General features: G+C 38.0%; 16 protein-coding genes and 1 riboswitch. Of the genes, 8 read left to right on the top strand and 8 right to left on the bottom strand.

Features of this window, described 5'->3' with window-relative positions:
* The 5 genes from ahpF to APS80_RS08500 form a co-directional block, all read left to right on the top strand.
* On the top strand, window positions 1-1,025 hold a 1,025-nt coding region (gene ahpF / locus APS80_RS08525; RefSeq protein WP_059107854.1), incomplete at its 5' end, for an alkyl hydroperoxide reductase subunit F.
* Window positions 1,026-2,052: 1,027 nt separating this feature from the next.
* Window positions 2,053-2,679 (top strand): NDxxF motif lipoprotein, encoded by a 627-nt coding sequence (locus APS80_RS08515; protein WP_059107852.1) that lies wholly within the window; start codon window positions 2,053-2,055, stop codon window positions 2,677-2,679.
* A gap of 214 nt (window positions 2,680-2,893) precedes the next feature.
* Complete coding sequence (locus APS80_RS08510) at window positions 2,894-3,109, top strand: hypothetical protein (RefSeq protein ID WP_059107851.1); 216 nt, start codon at window positions 2,894-2,896, stop codon at window positions 3,107-3,109.
* Window positions 3,110-3,417: 308 nt separating this feature from the next.
* Window positions 3,418-3,517: riboswitch (TPP riboswitch) on the top strand.
* 113 nt (window positions 3,518-3,630) lie between these two features.
* A complete protein-coding gene (locus tag APS80_RS08505; protein ID WP_059107850.1) occupies window positions 3,631-4,383 on the top strand; it encodes a 3-oxoacyl-ACP reductase in 753 nt (250 codons plus the stop codon).
* Window positions 4,384-4,446: 63 nt separating this feature from the next.
* A complete protein-coding gene (locus tag APS80_RS08500) occupies window positions 4,447-5,760 on the top strand; it encodes an LLM class flavin-dependent oxidoreductase (protein WP_059107849.1) in 1,314 nt (437 codons plus the stop codon).
* Between the two features lie 100 nt (window positions 5,761-5,860).
* Here APS80_RS08500 and APS80_RS08495 read toward each other — a convergent pair whose 3' ends face one another.
* From APS80_RS08495 to APS80_RS08480, 4 genes are read right to left on the bottom strand one after another with little or no spacing between them, the layout of a single operon-like run.
* Window positions 5,861-6,901: a sensor histidine kinase gene (locus tag APS80_RS08495; RefSeq protein ID WP_059107848.1), complete on the bottom strand. Its 1,041-nt coding sequence runs from the start codon at window positions 6,899-6,901 to the stop codon at window positions 5,861-5,863.
* Complete coding sequence (locus tag APS80_RS08490; RefSeq protein ID WP_059107847.1) at window positions 6,902-7,585, bottom strand: response regulator transcription factor; 684 nt, start codon at window positions 7,583-7,585, stop codon at window positions 6,902-6,904.
* On the bottom strand, window positions 7,560-8,012 hold the full coding sequence (locus APS80_RS08485; RefSeq protein WP_225309999.1) for a DoxX family protein: 453 nt from the start codon (window positions 8,010-8,012) through the stop codon (window positions 7,560-7,562). The genes APS80_RS08490 and APS80_RS08485 overlap by 26 nt, the downstream gene beginning before the upstream one ends.
* A gap of 22 nt (window positions 8,013-8,034) precedes the next feature.
* On the bottom strand, window positions 8,035-8,484 hold the full coding sequence (locus APS80_RS08480) for a DM13 domain-containing protein (protein WP_059107845.1): 450 nt from the start codon (window positions 8,482-8,484) through the stop codon (window positions 8,035-8,037).
* A gap of 312 nt (window positions 8,485-8,796) precedes the next feature.
* Between APS80_RS08480 and trhO the strand changes: the two genes are divergently transcribed.
* A complete protein-coding gene (gene trhO, locus APS80_RS08475) occupies window positions 8,797-9,756 on the top strand; it encodes an oxygen-dependent tRNA uridine(34) hydroxylase TrhO (protein ID WP_059107844.1) in 960 nt (319 codons plus the stop codon).
* A gap of 135 nt (window positions 9,757-9,891) precedes the next feature.
* Here trhO and APS80_RS08470 read toward each other — a convergent pair whose 3' ends face one another.
* From APS80_RS08470 to APS80_RS08460, 3 genes are all read right to left on the bottom strand, one after another.
* Complete coding sequence (locus APS80_RS08470) at window positions 9,892-10,566, bottom strand: hypothetical protein (protein ID WP_059107843.1); 675 nt, start codon at window positions 10,564-10,566, stop codon at window positions 9,892-9,894.
* Between the two features lie 49 nt (window positions 10,567-10,615).
* On the bottom strand, window positions 10,616-12,424 hold the full coding sequence (locus tag APS80_RS08465) for a purple acid phosphatase family protein (protein ID WP_059107842.1): 1,809 nt from the start codon (window positions 12,422-12,424) through the stop codon (window positions 10,616-10,618).
* 148 nt (window positions 12,425-12,572) lie between these two features.
* Window positions 12,573-12,983 (bottom strand): Lrp/AsnC family transcriptional regulator, encoded by a 411-nt coding sequence (locus tag APS80_RS08460; RefSeq protein WP_059107841.1) that lies wholly within the window; start codon window positions 12,981-12,983, stop codon window positions 12,573-12,575.
* Between the two features lie 112 nt (window positions 12,984-13,095).
* Between APS80_RS08460 and APS80_RS10920 the strand changes: the two genes are divergently transcribed.
* Complete coding sequence (locus tag APS80_RS10920) at window positions 13,096-13,344, top strand: cysteine hydrolase family protein (protein ID WP_203071524.1); 249 nt, start codon at window positions 13,096-13,098, stop codon at window positions 13,342-13,344.
* A complete protein-coding gene (locus APS80_RS10915; RefSeq protein WP_197708585.1) occupies window positions 13,341-13,649 on the top strand; it encodes an isochorismatase family protein in 309 nt (102 codons plus the stop codon). The genes APS80_RS10920 and APS80_RS10915 overlap by 4 nt, the downstream gene beginning before the upstream one ends.
* Window positions 13,650-13,693: 44 nt before the next feature.
* Here the strand turns inward: APS80_RS10915 and lplA are convergent, their stop codons facing one another.
* A complete protein-coding gene (gene lplA / locus APS80_RS08450) occupies window positions 13,694-14,716 on the bottom strand; it encodes a lipoate--protein ligase (protein WP_059107840.1) in 1,023 nt (340 codons plus the stop codon).
* Between the last annotated feature and the right edge of the window lie 5 nt (window positions 14,717-14,721).

Here is a 14,721-nt window from a genome sequence, read left to right as displayed (position 1 = left end):
TCCCTGCCGTATTCCTAAATGGCGAAGAGTTCGGTAATGGTCGTATGACTATACAAGATATTCTTAGCAAACTCGGAAGCAAAGCAGACCCATCCAACTTCGATAACAAAGATCCTTATGATGTTCTAGTCGTTGGTGGTGGTCCTGCAAGTGGTAGTGCAGCGATTTATACCGCACGTAAAGGATTACGTACAGGTATTGTTGCTGAAAATATCGGTGGTCAAGTGAATGACACTGGTTCAATCGAGAACTTCATTACAGTGAAAGAAACAGATGGACCTCAATTCGCTTCAGCACTTGAAGATCATATCAATGAATACAACATTGATAAAATGATCAATATGAGAGCGACAAGCATCGATAAAAAAGATGATCTATTCCAAGTCACTCTAGACAATGATGCTGTGCTTGAAAGTAAGACAGTCATCGTTGCGACAGGTGCACGTTGGCGTAAACTCGAAGTACCTGGGGAAGACAAACTCATCAATAAAGGTGTGGCGTTCTGCCCTCACTGTGACGGCCCACTCTTTGAAGGTAAAGATGTCGCAGTAGTCGGTGGCGGTAACTCAGGTGTCGAAGCTGCTATTGATTTAGCAGGTATTGCGAAAAGCGTTGTCTTATTAGAACGTGGCGCAGCACTTAAAGCTGACGAAGTACTTCAAGAACGTGTTTCTGAAATTCCAAACGTGACTGTAGTTAAAAACGCACAAACGACTGAAGTGTTAGGTGACAACAATGTATCAGGTATTAAATATCTAGATACAGAAACTGACGAAGAACATACACTTGAGGTTTCAGGTATCTTCGTTCAAATTGGTTTATTACCAAACACAGAATGGCTTGGAGATTATGTCGAACTTAACGCAAGACACGAAGTTAAAATCGACGAAGTCAATGCATCAAGCGTACCAGGTCTATTTGCAGCTGGTGACGTAACCGAAGTACCTTATAAACAAATTATTATTTCAATGGGTGCTGGTGCAAACGCAGGACTTGGCGCATTCGACTATATTATCCGTAACTAATGAAACAAATACCCTATCATTGATAAATAACAGTAAATTGATCTATCATCTTATATTAAAGAAAATATAAGACTATATGGAAACTGCCGACTGGGCAATATTGCTCAGTTGGCAGTTTTTTTATTTCTATCATCTTTATCCATCTTATTTCTATAATTTCACTCATCTCATTCATTAACTTATTTTTTAAATTATGATTGCAATACATAATTTAGTTTATTATTCTATAATTATAAATATAAAATTTTAATAAGGACTGAAATCGAGATGAAATTAAATAATCGTTTATACCCCGTAGTCGTCGTATTATTTGTCACTTTATGTACAATACTATTTATGTGTTCTAGATTACCCTCAAAAGAATCAGGAATTCTGCTAAATTTATTGTCAGGTGGAAATGGGCAAACTTTTGTAGTACTCATTATTCTTTTCATTATCTTATTAATTGGAGCAATCATTGTATATCAACTCCTCGCAGCACTATTAAACTGGACCGCTGAGAAACTCGATTTAAAAAACGTAGATATGCGTTCGCTCATGGTCATTAATTATGAAATACTCGGATTATCTATTCTCTTTAATATGTTATTTAATGTTTTCGAGCACAAAATATTCGCAACGTTACTTAACCCTATAATCATTATAGGTATAATATTCAGTTTCCTATTGATGAAGAACAACAAATTAAAGCTTAACCATGTGCTTCATACATTAGTTCAATACGTATGCTTGGTGGTTATGAATGCGGCCATAACCTTATGGATCTTTAGTTAATCACTATTGTTTTTTAATACATCTAGCACAAATCATTCTCCCTTTAAAAGTTCAAGCAGTGGTTTGTGCTTTTTTATGTACTTTGAGAATGATGCTTTTTACCTAAAAATATTCCATCATTGATAAAGATGCTGTTCATAATATTGTCTCTTTATTTCTGCTCAAATCATACAAACAACCTTTTAAACGTGATAAGATAAGACAGTGAATAGAGAATCATGATCTATAACCTTATAAAAGGAGCTCTAGTTTAATGAAGAAACGAATAATTCTGTGTTGTCTCATGGCGTTTACGCTGGTATTGACTGCTTGTTCAAGCGAATCGTCTCACCCCGATGATGACACGCGACACAGTCAACGACACGCACCGAAAGATGTTAAAAAGTTAACTGAAGATGACATTTTTTCTTCTGATAAACAAGGTGAAAAAATTTCTGAATCAGAAGCAAATGATGCGATTCAAACCTACTTAGATGTCAATTCTGATATCTTAGATAATAAATATCTCATGCAATATAAATTAGACCGTCAAACGGGTTCAAATGTGAAAATTACCGATGCCCAAGCCGAACGTTTGTCTGACCTCTCTCATATCGCAGCTAAAAACGATGTGCGCTTCCAAAAATTTGTAGAGGACAACACGTTACCTAAAGGCTATCAAGAAAATGTCGACCGAATCATCACATATTTTACAGCGCTTAATTCAACGATTAAAAATGTCGACCAAGACATTGAAGAATTAGACTATCAACCTCAAAATGAACTCAATGTAGTCGATGTTTCCACTCAGTATGCTGGCGATGTAAACGGTAAACAACAACAGAAAATCAAAGATTTCTTAGCAGATAAAGACATTAAAACAGATGCATTAGATAAATAATTCATTAACGCAGTTTTGAACTTCACTTATATTATGTGAAGCAAAGCTGCGTTTTCTTTTTATGACGTACCAAACTCACTTGCCTTCAATTTGTAATCTATCTTACATATTTGTAAGCATTTTTTAATCGAATATGTCTTTTTAGTAATATGGACATTTGTTAAACTGTATTCAAATTTAATTGATACAAATGCCGTATAAAGGAGGCGGTCATATGGAGCTAACCATTTTAATCGGCGCAATCGTCGCTGTCTTCGTTGCATTCAACCTATATGACAAAAGCGAGCAATACGGTCGTCTCAAAGCCTCTCACATTATCGTTAGTATTACAGCGGTTATCGCTGCCGTACTTGTGGGTAATTTTTTAGATCACATGGGTCTTGCTTATCATATATTTCCAGATTCCAATGCAATTAAGACACGTTACTAATTGATGTTGTGCGATCGCACGATACAGCTAAATGAATAACGATCAGTCATGATCTTCAAATAGATGTATAAATGTAGTCTTGAAAACATATGATTGAAAAAGGTACGAAGGAAGCAGAAAGCACTGTTTCCTTCTTTTTTTATGTCTATATTAGATTACAAACTGTTACAGATTATGACATTTATCCTTCCTTTGTAATATAGACATCCGCTTACAAATCACTTTTTTATATAATCCCCTAATTTATTACCCCTGCCATTACCTTGACTTTCTTATTAAAAAACTATACATTTAAAACAAATAGAAGATACGTACACTAGGGGTGTTTTTTAAACTGAGATGGGCTTGCCCAGACCCTTTGAACCTGATCTAGTTGAAGCTAGCGTAGGAAAGTGTTGATGCTGATGAATTTGTCACGCATGGTGTGTAGCTATGTGTGCCTCTATATACATACGCGTAATACGCAACTTTCCTAGAGAAGGTTGCGTATTTTTTATGACCTTATAAACGGAGGGATTTATATGACAAGAACAGTATTAGTAACAGGGAGTAGTCGTGGATTAGGCGCTACGATCGCCCAAACATTGATTGAACAAGGTTTCAACGTTGTGATTAATTATCACCAAAGTAAGGATAAGGCTGAAGCACTACTCGAAAATGTAAGCGACACACAAGCCATTGCACTTCAAGCAGACGTTACTGATCGTAAAGAAGTCGATCAATTAATTCAACAAGCAACTGAACACTTCGGCCAAATTGATGTCGTCATTAACAATGCCTTAGTTGGATTTAAATTTGATCCAGAGAAACAAAAGCCTTTTACAGATTTAGCATGGGAGGATTATCAACAACAACTAGATGGTACGCTTAAAGCGGCTTTCAACGTCACACAAAGTGTTATTCCGCAATTTATCGAACGTAAGGCGGGTACCATCATTTCGATTGGTACTAATTTATATCAAAATCCAGTCGTGCCCTATCACCAATATACTACCGCAAAAGCTGGTCTCATCGGTTTCACACGCAACATCGCTGCTGAGCTCGGTCAATATGGCATTAATGCGAACGTTGTCTCTGGCGGCTTATTGAAAACAACCGATGCCAGTGCAGTGACAACACCTGAAGTTTTTGATGCGATCGCTTCAACGACACCGCTTGGTAAAGTCACAACACCACAAGATGTCGCAAACATGGTCGTCTTTCTAGCTTCAGCAAAAGCAGATGGCATTACAGGCCAAAACATCACCGTAGATGGCGGCCTTACAATGAACTAATCCCAAGACCACCTCAGACATTACGACTTCATTTTCAAAATATGAACGCACGAGGAGAATTTCATGACGCAAAATAAAAAAAGACAAATGCATATTGGTATGTTGCTCCTTGGCTGTGGTCACCACCAAGCTGCGTGGCTCATGCCCGACTCAAGTATTGAACAAATTGGCACACTAACTTACTATCAACACATTGCTCAACTCGCAGAACGAGGTTATTTCGATGCGATCTTTTTCGCAGACAATCAAGCCTTTAATCCATCATCTGATTTAGACATGCCTAGCATGTGGTATGATCCAATCGTCAATCTCACAGCGATCGCTCAAGTGACACATCATATCGGCTTAGTTGCGACCATTTCAAGCACCTTTTCCAATCCATTTACGACGGCCCGTCAACTACTGACTCTTGATCACATGACAAATGGTCGCGTAGGATGGAATCTTGTCACTTCGATGACTGATGAGGAAGCGCGAAATCACAGTCTACCTGCATTACCTGAACGCGAAGAACGTTATGCTAAAGCAGATGAATTTGCTTCTGTGATGAACCAATTACTAACTTCATGGCGTGGAGAGGATTTTGTACATGATAGAGCGACTTCAACTTTAATACATGCAGATCATATACAACCTTTTCAACATCACGGTAAATATTTTCAAGTAGATGGACCATCCACTGCACCACAAAGCCCTCAAGGTAAGCCCGTCGCAATGCAAGCGGGTGCATCTAAACAAGGTGTGGCACTCGCCGCAAAATATGCGGATGCAGTCTATTCTGTCTCTTGGAATCTCAAACAAGCACGACAATATCGAGAGAAACTCGATCAAGCGATAGCTGACAGTGACCGACCAGAAGCTCAGATTCAAGTCTTCCCTGGTCTCGTGACCTATGTCGCTGAAACTAATAAAGCTGCACGCGCTAAAAAACAAGCACTCGATGAACATCTTCCGATAGAAGCTGCGCTCGATCAACTCAGCTTCTTTGTTGGTCAAGATTGTTCGCAATGGGCTTTAGATGAACCCGTTCCAGAACTTCCACCTGTAGAAGCGTTTAAAGGACCAGTTGGCCGTTATGAAACCGTGTTAGAGATTATCCGAGACAAACAGCCGACTGTACGAGAATTACTTGGCTACTTAAGCGCAGGTGGCGGTCATTTAACGTTGATTGGTACGCCAGAAAGTATCGTAGATGAAATGGAGCACTGGTTTAATAAAGGTGTAGCAGATGGCTTTAATTTGATGCTTCCAACCTTACCAGGAAGCCTTGAAGATTTCGTCAATATGATTGTACCAGAATTGCAACGACGTGGATTATATAGAGAAAGCTATCCAGAACACGACACCTTTAGAACTTTGCTGAATTTAGATAATTAAACTTATTCGTCTCACAAACGCATAACTAAACTTATTACCTCCATCACCTTACCCATATCAAAAGAGGCTGAAATCACTATAGATCTCAGCCTTTTTTTACTTATTTATGTTGTTGAATGGGAAAGGTTAATGTCATCGTCGTACCGACGTTAAGCGCACTCTCAACGGTCAGCTGTCCACCGATTTGTTCAGCCAAGGTATGGGCGATATAAAGCCCTAAGCCTGACCCACCGGTTTTGAGGTTCCGTGAATGTTCGACGCGATACGTGCGTTCAAAGATATGCGGGAGCTCCGCTTCAGCGATACCAATCCCTTCATCCGTTACAGACATCATAAGCTGATCTTCCTCTTTTTGATCGATTTTAATCGTTATCGTACTCCCTGCTGGTGAAAATTTCAGCGCGTTATCGATTAAATTCGTAATGATACGTTCCAGTGCACCTTGATCTTGATAAAATGGATGAAGTTGGGGCACAAGATCAACTTCTAAATGACGTTGTTCACGTGACAGCTGGTGTTGATACGTATCTAAAATGGGTACTAAAAACTGATCGATATGAATGAGAGATATACTACGCGTAGACTGACTCAATGTCATGAGACCTGTTAAATCATCAAACATATTCGCTAACCGTTCAGACTGAGAAATCAGCACGTCATAGGCATGCGTGACTGCTTTTTCATCTCGAATCACACCATCTCTTAACCCTTCTGTATAAGATCTCATACTTGCTAGGGGGGTCTTCAAATCATGGGCTAAGTTTTGGATGAGGCGTATCTTCTCATCTTGTTCACTCTGAATGAGTTCTAATTGTTCGCGAATACGTGCAACCATCACATCAAAGGAATGGTTTAGCTCTTTTAATTCTTTAGGAGTCCGGATGTCTAACGAGTCCACGTGATAATTCCCTTGTGCAATGTCTTGTGTTTGTTGATTTAATCGTTCTAATTTTTTAATCGTTGGAATGGTAAAACCAATCGCTAAGGTCAATGTAATCATGCTTGAAACAAAAGAACAGAGGGTCAAAAGGATCGTTTGCTGGCCATCAAACCACATGAGTTTATATAGCACAAACACGAATAACGTCGTGATGACAATCGAGCCAATAAATGAATAAAAAAGTTGTTTTCGTATAGACATTTAGGCCCTCCTTTGAAACTTGTAACCGAGTCCCCAAACTGTCGCAATCACATAATCATCGTAACCGTGTTGTTCGAGTTTCTCCCTTATGCGGTGAATGTGCACATTGAGGGTATTCATATCTTCATAATACTCATACCCCCATACCTGTTCGAGTAAATCTGTCTTCGAAAGTGCCACATCTTCATGTGTCGCAAAATGCCACAATAATTCAAACTCCTTCACGCGTAAGGCTAACGGCTGGTCACAGATGGTCGCCGTTTTCGTAACGTTATTCAACGTTAAACCTCCACATGTCACTGTATCTGCTGGTTTGGCAGCTTTATTCGCTCGCTGTAAAATATTCTTCGCTCTTATGACTAACTCTCGAGGACTGAAGGGCTTCTTAACATAATCATCAGCCCCGAGCATCAAACCATAAATCGTGTCAGTTTCATTTGTCTTCGCAGTTAAATAAATATAAGGGATATCTAATTGTCTTGCTTTCATCGCCTTTACGACATCATATCCATCCGCTTCAGGCATCATGATATCTAACACCATCAAATCAATGGTGGGTTGAAGTAAATCGATAGCTTGTTGTCCATTTTCGGCTACCGACACTTCATGCCCTTCAAATTCAAAGTAAGTCTTACAAATCTCTCTAATATCTGGCTCATCATCCACGATCAGGATGTGCGACATGGCCATTGCCTCTTCTCTTTCGCAATCGATATAACAATCTTAGATCTAACTGTTGAATCGTCTGCTTATTCATTAAGATTATTATAAAGAAAAAGAGCTGAGTTGGATACGAAAATATCATATCTGCTAAAATATAGTTCAGCATCATGAATGCACCGAAGAAACTTGCAGTATAGGTCATTACACCAAAGATCAGTGCAAGACCGATTGCAATTTCTCCTAGAGGAACTAACCAATTAAACGCAGGTATGAATGAGGCGACGAGATGTTCGAAAAACCACTTATACCATTCTGGAGAATCTTGGTTTTGAATAACCACAGGTACCAAACCGTCTATCGCAAATCCACCCGTTAATTTTTCATAACCTTGCATGAACATGAGGATCCCTGATCCAAGTCGAATGAGCAGTAATATCACTTTCTTTATCATAGATATCACGTGCTCCATCTTATTTAAGTTCAGCTGATCCAAAGATCACATGCGCTTTATCACAATAAATCGTTACGGTATCATAATCTTCGACTTTCACATCTTTGAGATCAAAAGTTTGTTCTTTTTTATCATAGTCAACGGCATCAATCTTCATACCTTTTTCGATGTCATTTCCTTTTGTTAAGTAAACATGTAAGTCTGGTCCTTTAGATGATTTAAAATCTGTAAGCATCAATTTATTATCTTTAATGGTTGCTTTACCTTCTACCATTTCTTTATTTTCACCTTTGAACATTCCAGATTTCATCATCATATTATCTTTTTGTTCCATATCCATATCTTTTTCTTTCTCGTCTGCTTTCGTCTCTTGTTTCATATCGTCTTTCTTCTCATCCATGTTGTTACATGCACCGAGTAATAATGTTGCGGCAAGTGCGCCACCTGCTAAAAAGAATTTTGATTTCATTGTCATTTCCTACTTTCTATAGTGTTTTTTATTACACTGTTTATGTTACAGGCACTGATTCGGAAATCACATTAACTATCTCTTAATCATTCTTAACTATTTCTTAACTATGAGATTTGACAATGCACGTATTTTTTGTATTAATAAATTGAAACTTACGCCGATTTTGTTACAATGAAATATGGTCTAAATTGTCTCATGTACAAAATAAGGATAAATATGAGATAATATTGAAAAATGTCACTAACACGCGCAACATCGTGTATCTATACAAAACGAACTACACTTCAAAGTATTAAGAGGAGAATGAACATGAGTAAGGATTATAGAGTATTACTATATTATAAATATGTCACAATTGATGACCCAGAAACTTTTGCATCAGAGCACTTAGACTATTGTAAATCCCTCGGTCTTAAAGGTCGTATCCTAGTTTCAACTGAAGGATTAAACGGTACAGTATCAGGTACAAAAGAAGCCACAGACGCTTACATGGATCACTTACATACAGATGAACGCTTTAAAGATTTAGTATTTAAAGTGGATGAAGCTGACGGCCATGCTTTCAAAAAAATGCACTGCCGTCCACGTAAAGAGATCGTGGCACTTGGTCTTGATGAAGACATCGATCCGCATCAATTAACAGGTAAATATTACTCACCAAGCGAATTCAAAGAAGCGTTACTATCTGACGACACAGTCATTCTTGACGCAAGAAATGACTACGAATACGATCTTGGACACTTCCGTGGTGCCATTCGTCCTGATATCACTCGATTCAGAGACTTACCACAATGGATCCGCGAAAATAAAGAAAAACTCGAAAACAAAAAAATCGTCACATACTGTACAGGCGGTATCCGTTGTGAAAAATTCTCAGGTTTCCTTAAACGTGAAGGTTTCGAAGATGTAGGACAACTTGAAGGCGGCATCGCAACTTACGGTAAAGACCCAGAAACCAAAGGTGAATACTGGGACGGTAAAATGTATGTCTTTGATGAACGTATCAGCGTCGATGTAAACCAAGTTGAAAAAACCGTTGTCGGTAAAGAATGGTTCGACGGTACACCATGCGAACGTTATATCAACTGCGCAAACCCAGAATGTAACCGCCAAATCTTAGTTTCTGAAGAAAATGAAGAACGTTATTTAGGTGCATGTTGCTATGATTGTGCAAAACATGAAAGAAACCGTTACGTTGAGAAAAATAACATCAGCGAAGAAGAAAAAGAACGTCGCTTAGAAAACTTCAAAGATCTAGTACATCAATAATATAGAGGTTAAATGAAAAACTCCTTACTAACGATTGAGTAAGGAGTTTTTTAGTGCTTATAAATAGCGGTATCTATCCAACAAAAAGGACCTAGGATACACTTCCTAGGTCCTTCTGCTTATCTTTTATGCAGTTTACTTGTCGTATTGATCGAGTAATTTATGATAATGTTCCGTGATCTCTTTATCTTTGACCTCATCAAATGTTCTATCAGGTGCTAAGTTAGGATCTTTAGTCGTGTGATCTTTCGGTGCGAAACCGGAAGATAACGTTGTTTCTTCGGAATCCTTATCAAATGTACACTTGTAAACTTTACCATTATCTGCGAACAAGTATTTTGTAATTGGTGCTGACATATTTGCGACTTGTTCGTATCCTTCGATATTAGTTAAAGATTGTGCACTTTCATCAAAACCTGTCACATCTGCGTTACTTTCATAAGTAACTAAGCCAACAACGTTATGCACGTCAAATGCTTTAGGTCCTGGATCGCCTTGGTTACTCACTTGAATTTGTGCATCTGGGGAGCCAGCGTACCAATCTCCGTTGGAAAATGATCCACTATTAAAGTAACGGTTAGATACAGCTCGATCGTCTTTGGCTTCCCTTTTTGCCATCCATTTGATTAAATCTTCTTTGACTTCTTGTTTTTCATCATCATTTAAATGTGCTTGTTGTGTACTTTCTTTTTGCTCAGATTTTTCAGCTGTTTTTGATTCTGATGATTGCTCTTCCTGATCATTGTTACAACCTGTCAGTAATACTGAGAGGCACAAGATACAACTGCCATAATAAGCGATTCGTTTCATCTTAGGATAAGCTCCTTTCCAAAGATGACTTCACATACTGTTTAATGATTTATTTGTCTTTTTTAATACCAAATTCGTCGATTAATTCAGTTGTACGTGGTTCACCTTTACTAATGTCACCGTTTAATTGATAAGTTTTAACTTTCAATTTGTTATCTTCAACTTCGTATACTGAGAAGTTTTGTTGAGATGAATCACGGTTGTTAGAGTGACTGTCTTTATAAGCATCTGTTTTTTGAGGTTGTTCACCTAATGCGAACAATGTGTTGTAATGATCTAGTTGTTTTTGAGTTAAGTTTTTAAGTTCTGGTACCACTTTTTTGATGTGTGATAATGATTTATCGTAGATATCGTCATAAGCTTTAGTACCACCAGTGTTAGGTAGAACGTATACAGAACCTTTAGGGTTATCATAGTATTCTACGCCATCTTCACCTTTCACTTGTTTAGTATCTTCAATTTTAGCGTTTACGAAGCTATTTTTAGTTGAAGTATGTTCAAGTGATTTAGTACGAGCAAGTACGTGGTCGTGACCTTGTAATACTAAGTCCACATCTAAGTCATCAATTTGTTTTGTTAATTCTTCACGTACAGCTTTGATATCTTCGTCTGATAGTGAGTGGTAAGATTTAGAGTACATTGGTTTGTGTAAGTTTAAGATCACCCAATTTGAACCATTTTCACGTGCTTTTTTGATGTCGTCTTTAATCCATTCCATTTGTTCTTTACCGATTGCTTTTTCATCTGGGTTATCTTTTTTATCTTTTTTATTATCATTTGTGTTTGCTACAACCATGTGCGCACCGTTGTAATCGAATGAGTAGTATGAACCACCGTTCATTGCATCATTTTCTTTAGGTACGTTTACGTGGTCGTTGAAGCTACCTAATAACATGTCGTCATCATCATCTAATGGATATTCATCATGGTTACCTGAAGCAACAGCGATAGGTAGTGACATGAATGATGGACGAGATTGTTCGTATAAGTCTTTCCATTCATCTTCAACTTCTGCAGTTTCTACAAAGTCACCAGTGTGAAGTGCGAAGTCTGGGTTGCCAGCAGTTTGGATCGCTTGATCGATTGTATCTGCAGCGAATTGTGCTTCGTTACGTACGTGTTCGTTCCAGTAAGCATTTTGTGTATCTGTGTATTGAACGAATTTGAATGGATCGCCTTCATTACCAGATGTTTTGAATTGTCCTATTTCACTTTTAGGTCCGCTTTCGCTACCAACATAGTAATGATAGTTAGTATTTGGTTTCAAACCAGTTGCTTTCGCTTTGTATGTATATTCTCTTTGTTTTGTTAATTCCGCTTTACCATGTTCGTTACCGCCCATCCATTCTTGGCCAGAAACGTTAGCGTCAGTGTAATAACCATTGATTTTATCGTTATCGTTATTATCTTTAACAGGTTCACCATCGTCGTCTTTGACAGGGTCTGCGAAAATAATGTTACCGTTGTTATCGCGTTCTAAATATTTAGAAGTGACATTTTCTGCTTTAGCATCAAATGAGATTGCATCGCTGAAGTCACCAGTTTCTGATACCCAAACTTTAGCGTCGTCGAATTTATCTGTTGTGTACCAGTTGAAAGCCATTTCTGTTTTAGTATCACCGTTGAAGTTAGTCATGATACGGTTTGGTGTGTTTTGAGTTTCTACAGGCGCAACTGCAGGTTTTTGGTCAGAAACTGCAATACCATTGTTGTTACCTTCTTCGTTTTGTTCTGCAGGGTTTTCATTCGGAACGGCAGAGCCACCAGCGCTTGCGTTTGCAACGCCGCCTCCTTGTGCCAATGTTAACAATAACGTTAAGCTAGCTACACCAGTTACAATTTTTTGCTTATTTTTCACTTATAAAACCTCCACTTATAATATCTGCCCTCATTAATACCTTAACAATTGAACGTTAAATGAATGTAAATTTCTGGTGATGATTTAGTTAATGGCGGATGATATGACGGGGTTTTAACATGTTTCATTTATTTAAAATTTCTCGCAATCAAACCGTTTTTGAAAATATAAAATGCGTTTTAGTATGTCCGTAATATTGTAATTGATCGATAAAGGGTTCAACCGGTTGCATTCCCTGAAAATGAACTTTAAAAATAAAACAACTCTCTCCTGAAATTCTGTAACAAAATTCTACATCGTTCTGTTCCGAGATAAAGAGTTTGAAATCGCTATATAAGTTATTCTTGATGAGAATTTCAATGATGACATTGATATCATAACCTAAAGCACCATAATCAATATCTATCGTATACTTGCCGATAATGCCGACGTCTTTCATTTTATTAATACGTTCACGTACTGCCGGGGGAGATAAACTAACTACTTTACTGATGCGTTGCAACGAAATCTGACTGTCTTGCTTAAGCATTTTGAGTATTTTGCGATCTGTTAGGTCCATTGGATTATTCTCCTCATTTTTTGTGGCTTTTGTTATCTAATACCTTCGTGAGAGCATTCAGAACCAATCAGTCATGCTATACAATGAAAACAATAGAAAGGGGAGGGTAAAAATGATGAGTGATGTGCTCATTTTAATCGATGTACAAGAGGCATTTCACGATTCGTGTTGGGGCGAACGTTATGGTCCACATGCGGAACAAAATATAGAAAGGTTATTGAATTATTTTCGAAGTGAACATCAACCCATTAATCATATTAAACATGTCTCACAAGATCCTTCGTCGCTGTTTCATCGAGAGCATTTACAAGGTTTAATTTATGAACCGAAAAAGATGAAATCATCATCGAAAAAGAAGTGAACAGTGCTTTTATTGGCACAACATTGGATACTATTTTACGATCCCATGGGTGGCATCATTTAACTATTGCTGGTATCTCACTTCCTCATTGTGTATCTACGACAACGCGGATGGCTCAAAACTTAGGATTTACTGTCGATTTAATCGAAGATGCGACCGTTTCTTTTGAACTCAAAGACCTCGATGGCAATCGATTAAACGCTCAAGATGTCCACACGTATAATATAGCATCTTTGAATCACGAATTCGCATATCTTTATTCAACGGAAGATTACTTGAGAGATAGATCATACAAAAAAGACTGATGAGGCTTTACACCGCACCAGTCTTTTTACATTCATTTATTTAATTAACTTAATATCAAATCTACTAATTCTTCGGCGGTAATGTCGCCAAAATAATAATTTAAATCGATGCCATTTAACGCATCTAATAGGTCTGCTCTAACGACACGTACGCCTTCAAGCTGTTGTTCGACATCTTTAATTTCGCCTTTACCAAAGAAATCACCATAGATACGGCACGCTTCAATACGATTACCTGATATATCTAATGAGATATCTACGGTACCTGAAGTGAAATGTTCGTTGCGGTTGTAGTTATAGCGAGGTGAACCGCCGTAATTCCATTCCCAGTTCTTATATTTTTTCTCAACGAGTTCGTCAATCGCTTGCCAATCTTCGTCAGTGAGTTCATAACGTTTCGCTTCACTGATGTCATCAATATCCATCAACTGTTCAATAATTAAATCTTTAAATTGTTCAATCGACACATCTTGATATTTAGGATCAAGATAGTCACGAATTTCGCCCACTCTCGCGCGTACGGATTTAATCCCTTTCGCTTCAATTTTTTTACGATTCGGATTGAGTGCTTTCATCATAGCTTCATAATCAACATCTAGGAGTAATGAGTAACCACCATAGATACGACCATCTGTCAGCGTCATAGCAGCGCCAGAAATTTTCTTACCGTTAATGGCTAAATCATTACGGCCACTTTGTTCAACTTCTGTCGCACCAAGATGATGGAGTGCAGCAATCACAGGTTGATAAAAACGTTGGAAATCCCCATAGATAGACGTATCATTTTGTAATACACAACAGAAATTAACTGAACCACGGTCTACGTAGACGGCACCGCCGCCCGTATCACGACGCACAACTTGAATATCGTTTTCATCTACATAATCTTGGTTGATTTCTACTGCTGTATTTTGAAAACGTCCAATTTGGACTTTAGGATCGCAGTAATATGGAAGTAAAATATCGTCATCTAAAAAGAGATTTTCATTCACATAAACTTGTAATGCTAAGGCGACAGCGCCATCTGCAATATATTCTCCATTACGAATAGGTTCTATTAAATACATGGGCT

The organism is Staphylococcus auricularis, assembly GCF_001500315.1.
Classification (GTDB): domain Bacteria; phylum Bacillota; class Bacilli; order Staphylococcales; family Staphylococcaceae; genus Staphylococcus; species Staphylococcus auricularis.
This window is presented reverse-complemented; position numbering and strand designations above follow the sequence as displayed.

What these genes read in the sequence shown, in the direction of transcription:
- APS80_RS08515 (WP_059107852.1), top strand. Translation starts at nt 2,053, where the DNA reads ATGAAGAAACGAATAATTCTGTGTTGTCTCATGGCGTTTACGCTGGTA.
- APS80_RS08510 (WP_059107851.1), top strand. Translation starts at nt 2,894, where the DNA reads ATGGAGCTAACCATTTTAATCGGCGCAATCGTCGCTGTCTTCGTTGCA.
- APS80_RS08505 (WP_059107850.1), top strand. Translation starts at nt 3,631, where the DNA reads ATGACAAGAACAGTATTAGTAACAGGGAGTAGTCGTGGATTAGGCGCT.
- APS80_RS08500 (WP_059107849.1), top strand. Translation starts at nt 4,447, where the DNA reads ATGACGCAAAATAAAAAAAGACAAATGCATATTGGTATGTTGCTCCTT.
- APS80_RS08495 (WP_059107848.1), bottom strand. Translation starts at nt 6,901, where the DNA reads ATGTCTATACGAAAACAACTTTTTTATTCATTTATTGGCTCGATTGTC.
- APS80_RS08490 (WP_059107847.1), bottom strand. Translation starts at nt 7,585, where the DNA reads ATGTCGCACATCCTGATCGTGGATGATGAGCCAGATATTAGAGAGATT.
- APS80_RS08480 (WP_059107845.1), bottom strand. Translation starts at nt 8,484, where the DNA reads ATGAAATCAAAATTCTTTTTAGCAGGTGGCGCACTTGCCGCAACATTA.
- trhO (WP_059107844.1), top strand. Translation starts at nt 8,797, where the DNA reads ATGAGTAAGGATTATAGAGTATTACTATATTATAAATATGTCACAATT.
- APS80_RS08470 (WP_059107843.1), bottom strand. Translation starts at nt 10,566, where the DNA reads ATGAAACGAATCGCTTATTATGGCAGTTGTATCTTGTGCCTCTCAGTA.
- APS80_RS08460 (WP_059107841.1), bottom strand. Translation starts at nt 12,983, where the DNA reads ATGGACCTAACAGATCGCAAAATACTCAAAATGCTTAAGCAAGACAGT.
- APS80_RS10920 (WP_203071524.1), top strand. Translation starts at nt 13,096, where the DNA reads ATGATGAGTGATGTGCTCATTTTAATCGATGTACAAGAGGCATTTCAC.
- lplA (WP_059107840.1), bottom strand. Translation starts at nt 14,716, where the DNA reads ATGTATTTAATAGAACCTATTCGTAATGGAGAATATATTGCAGATGGC.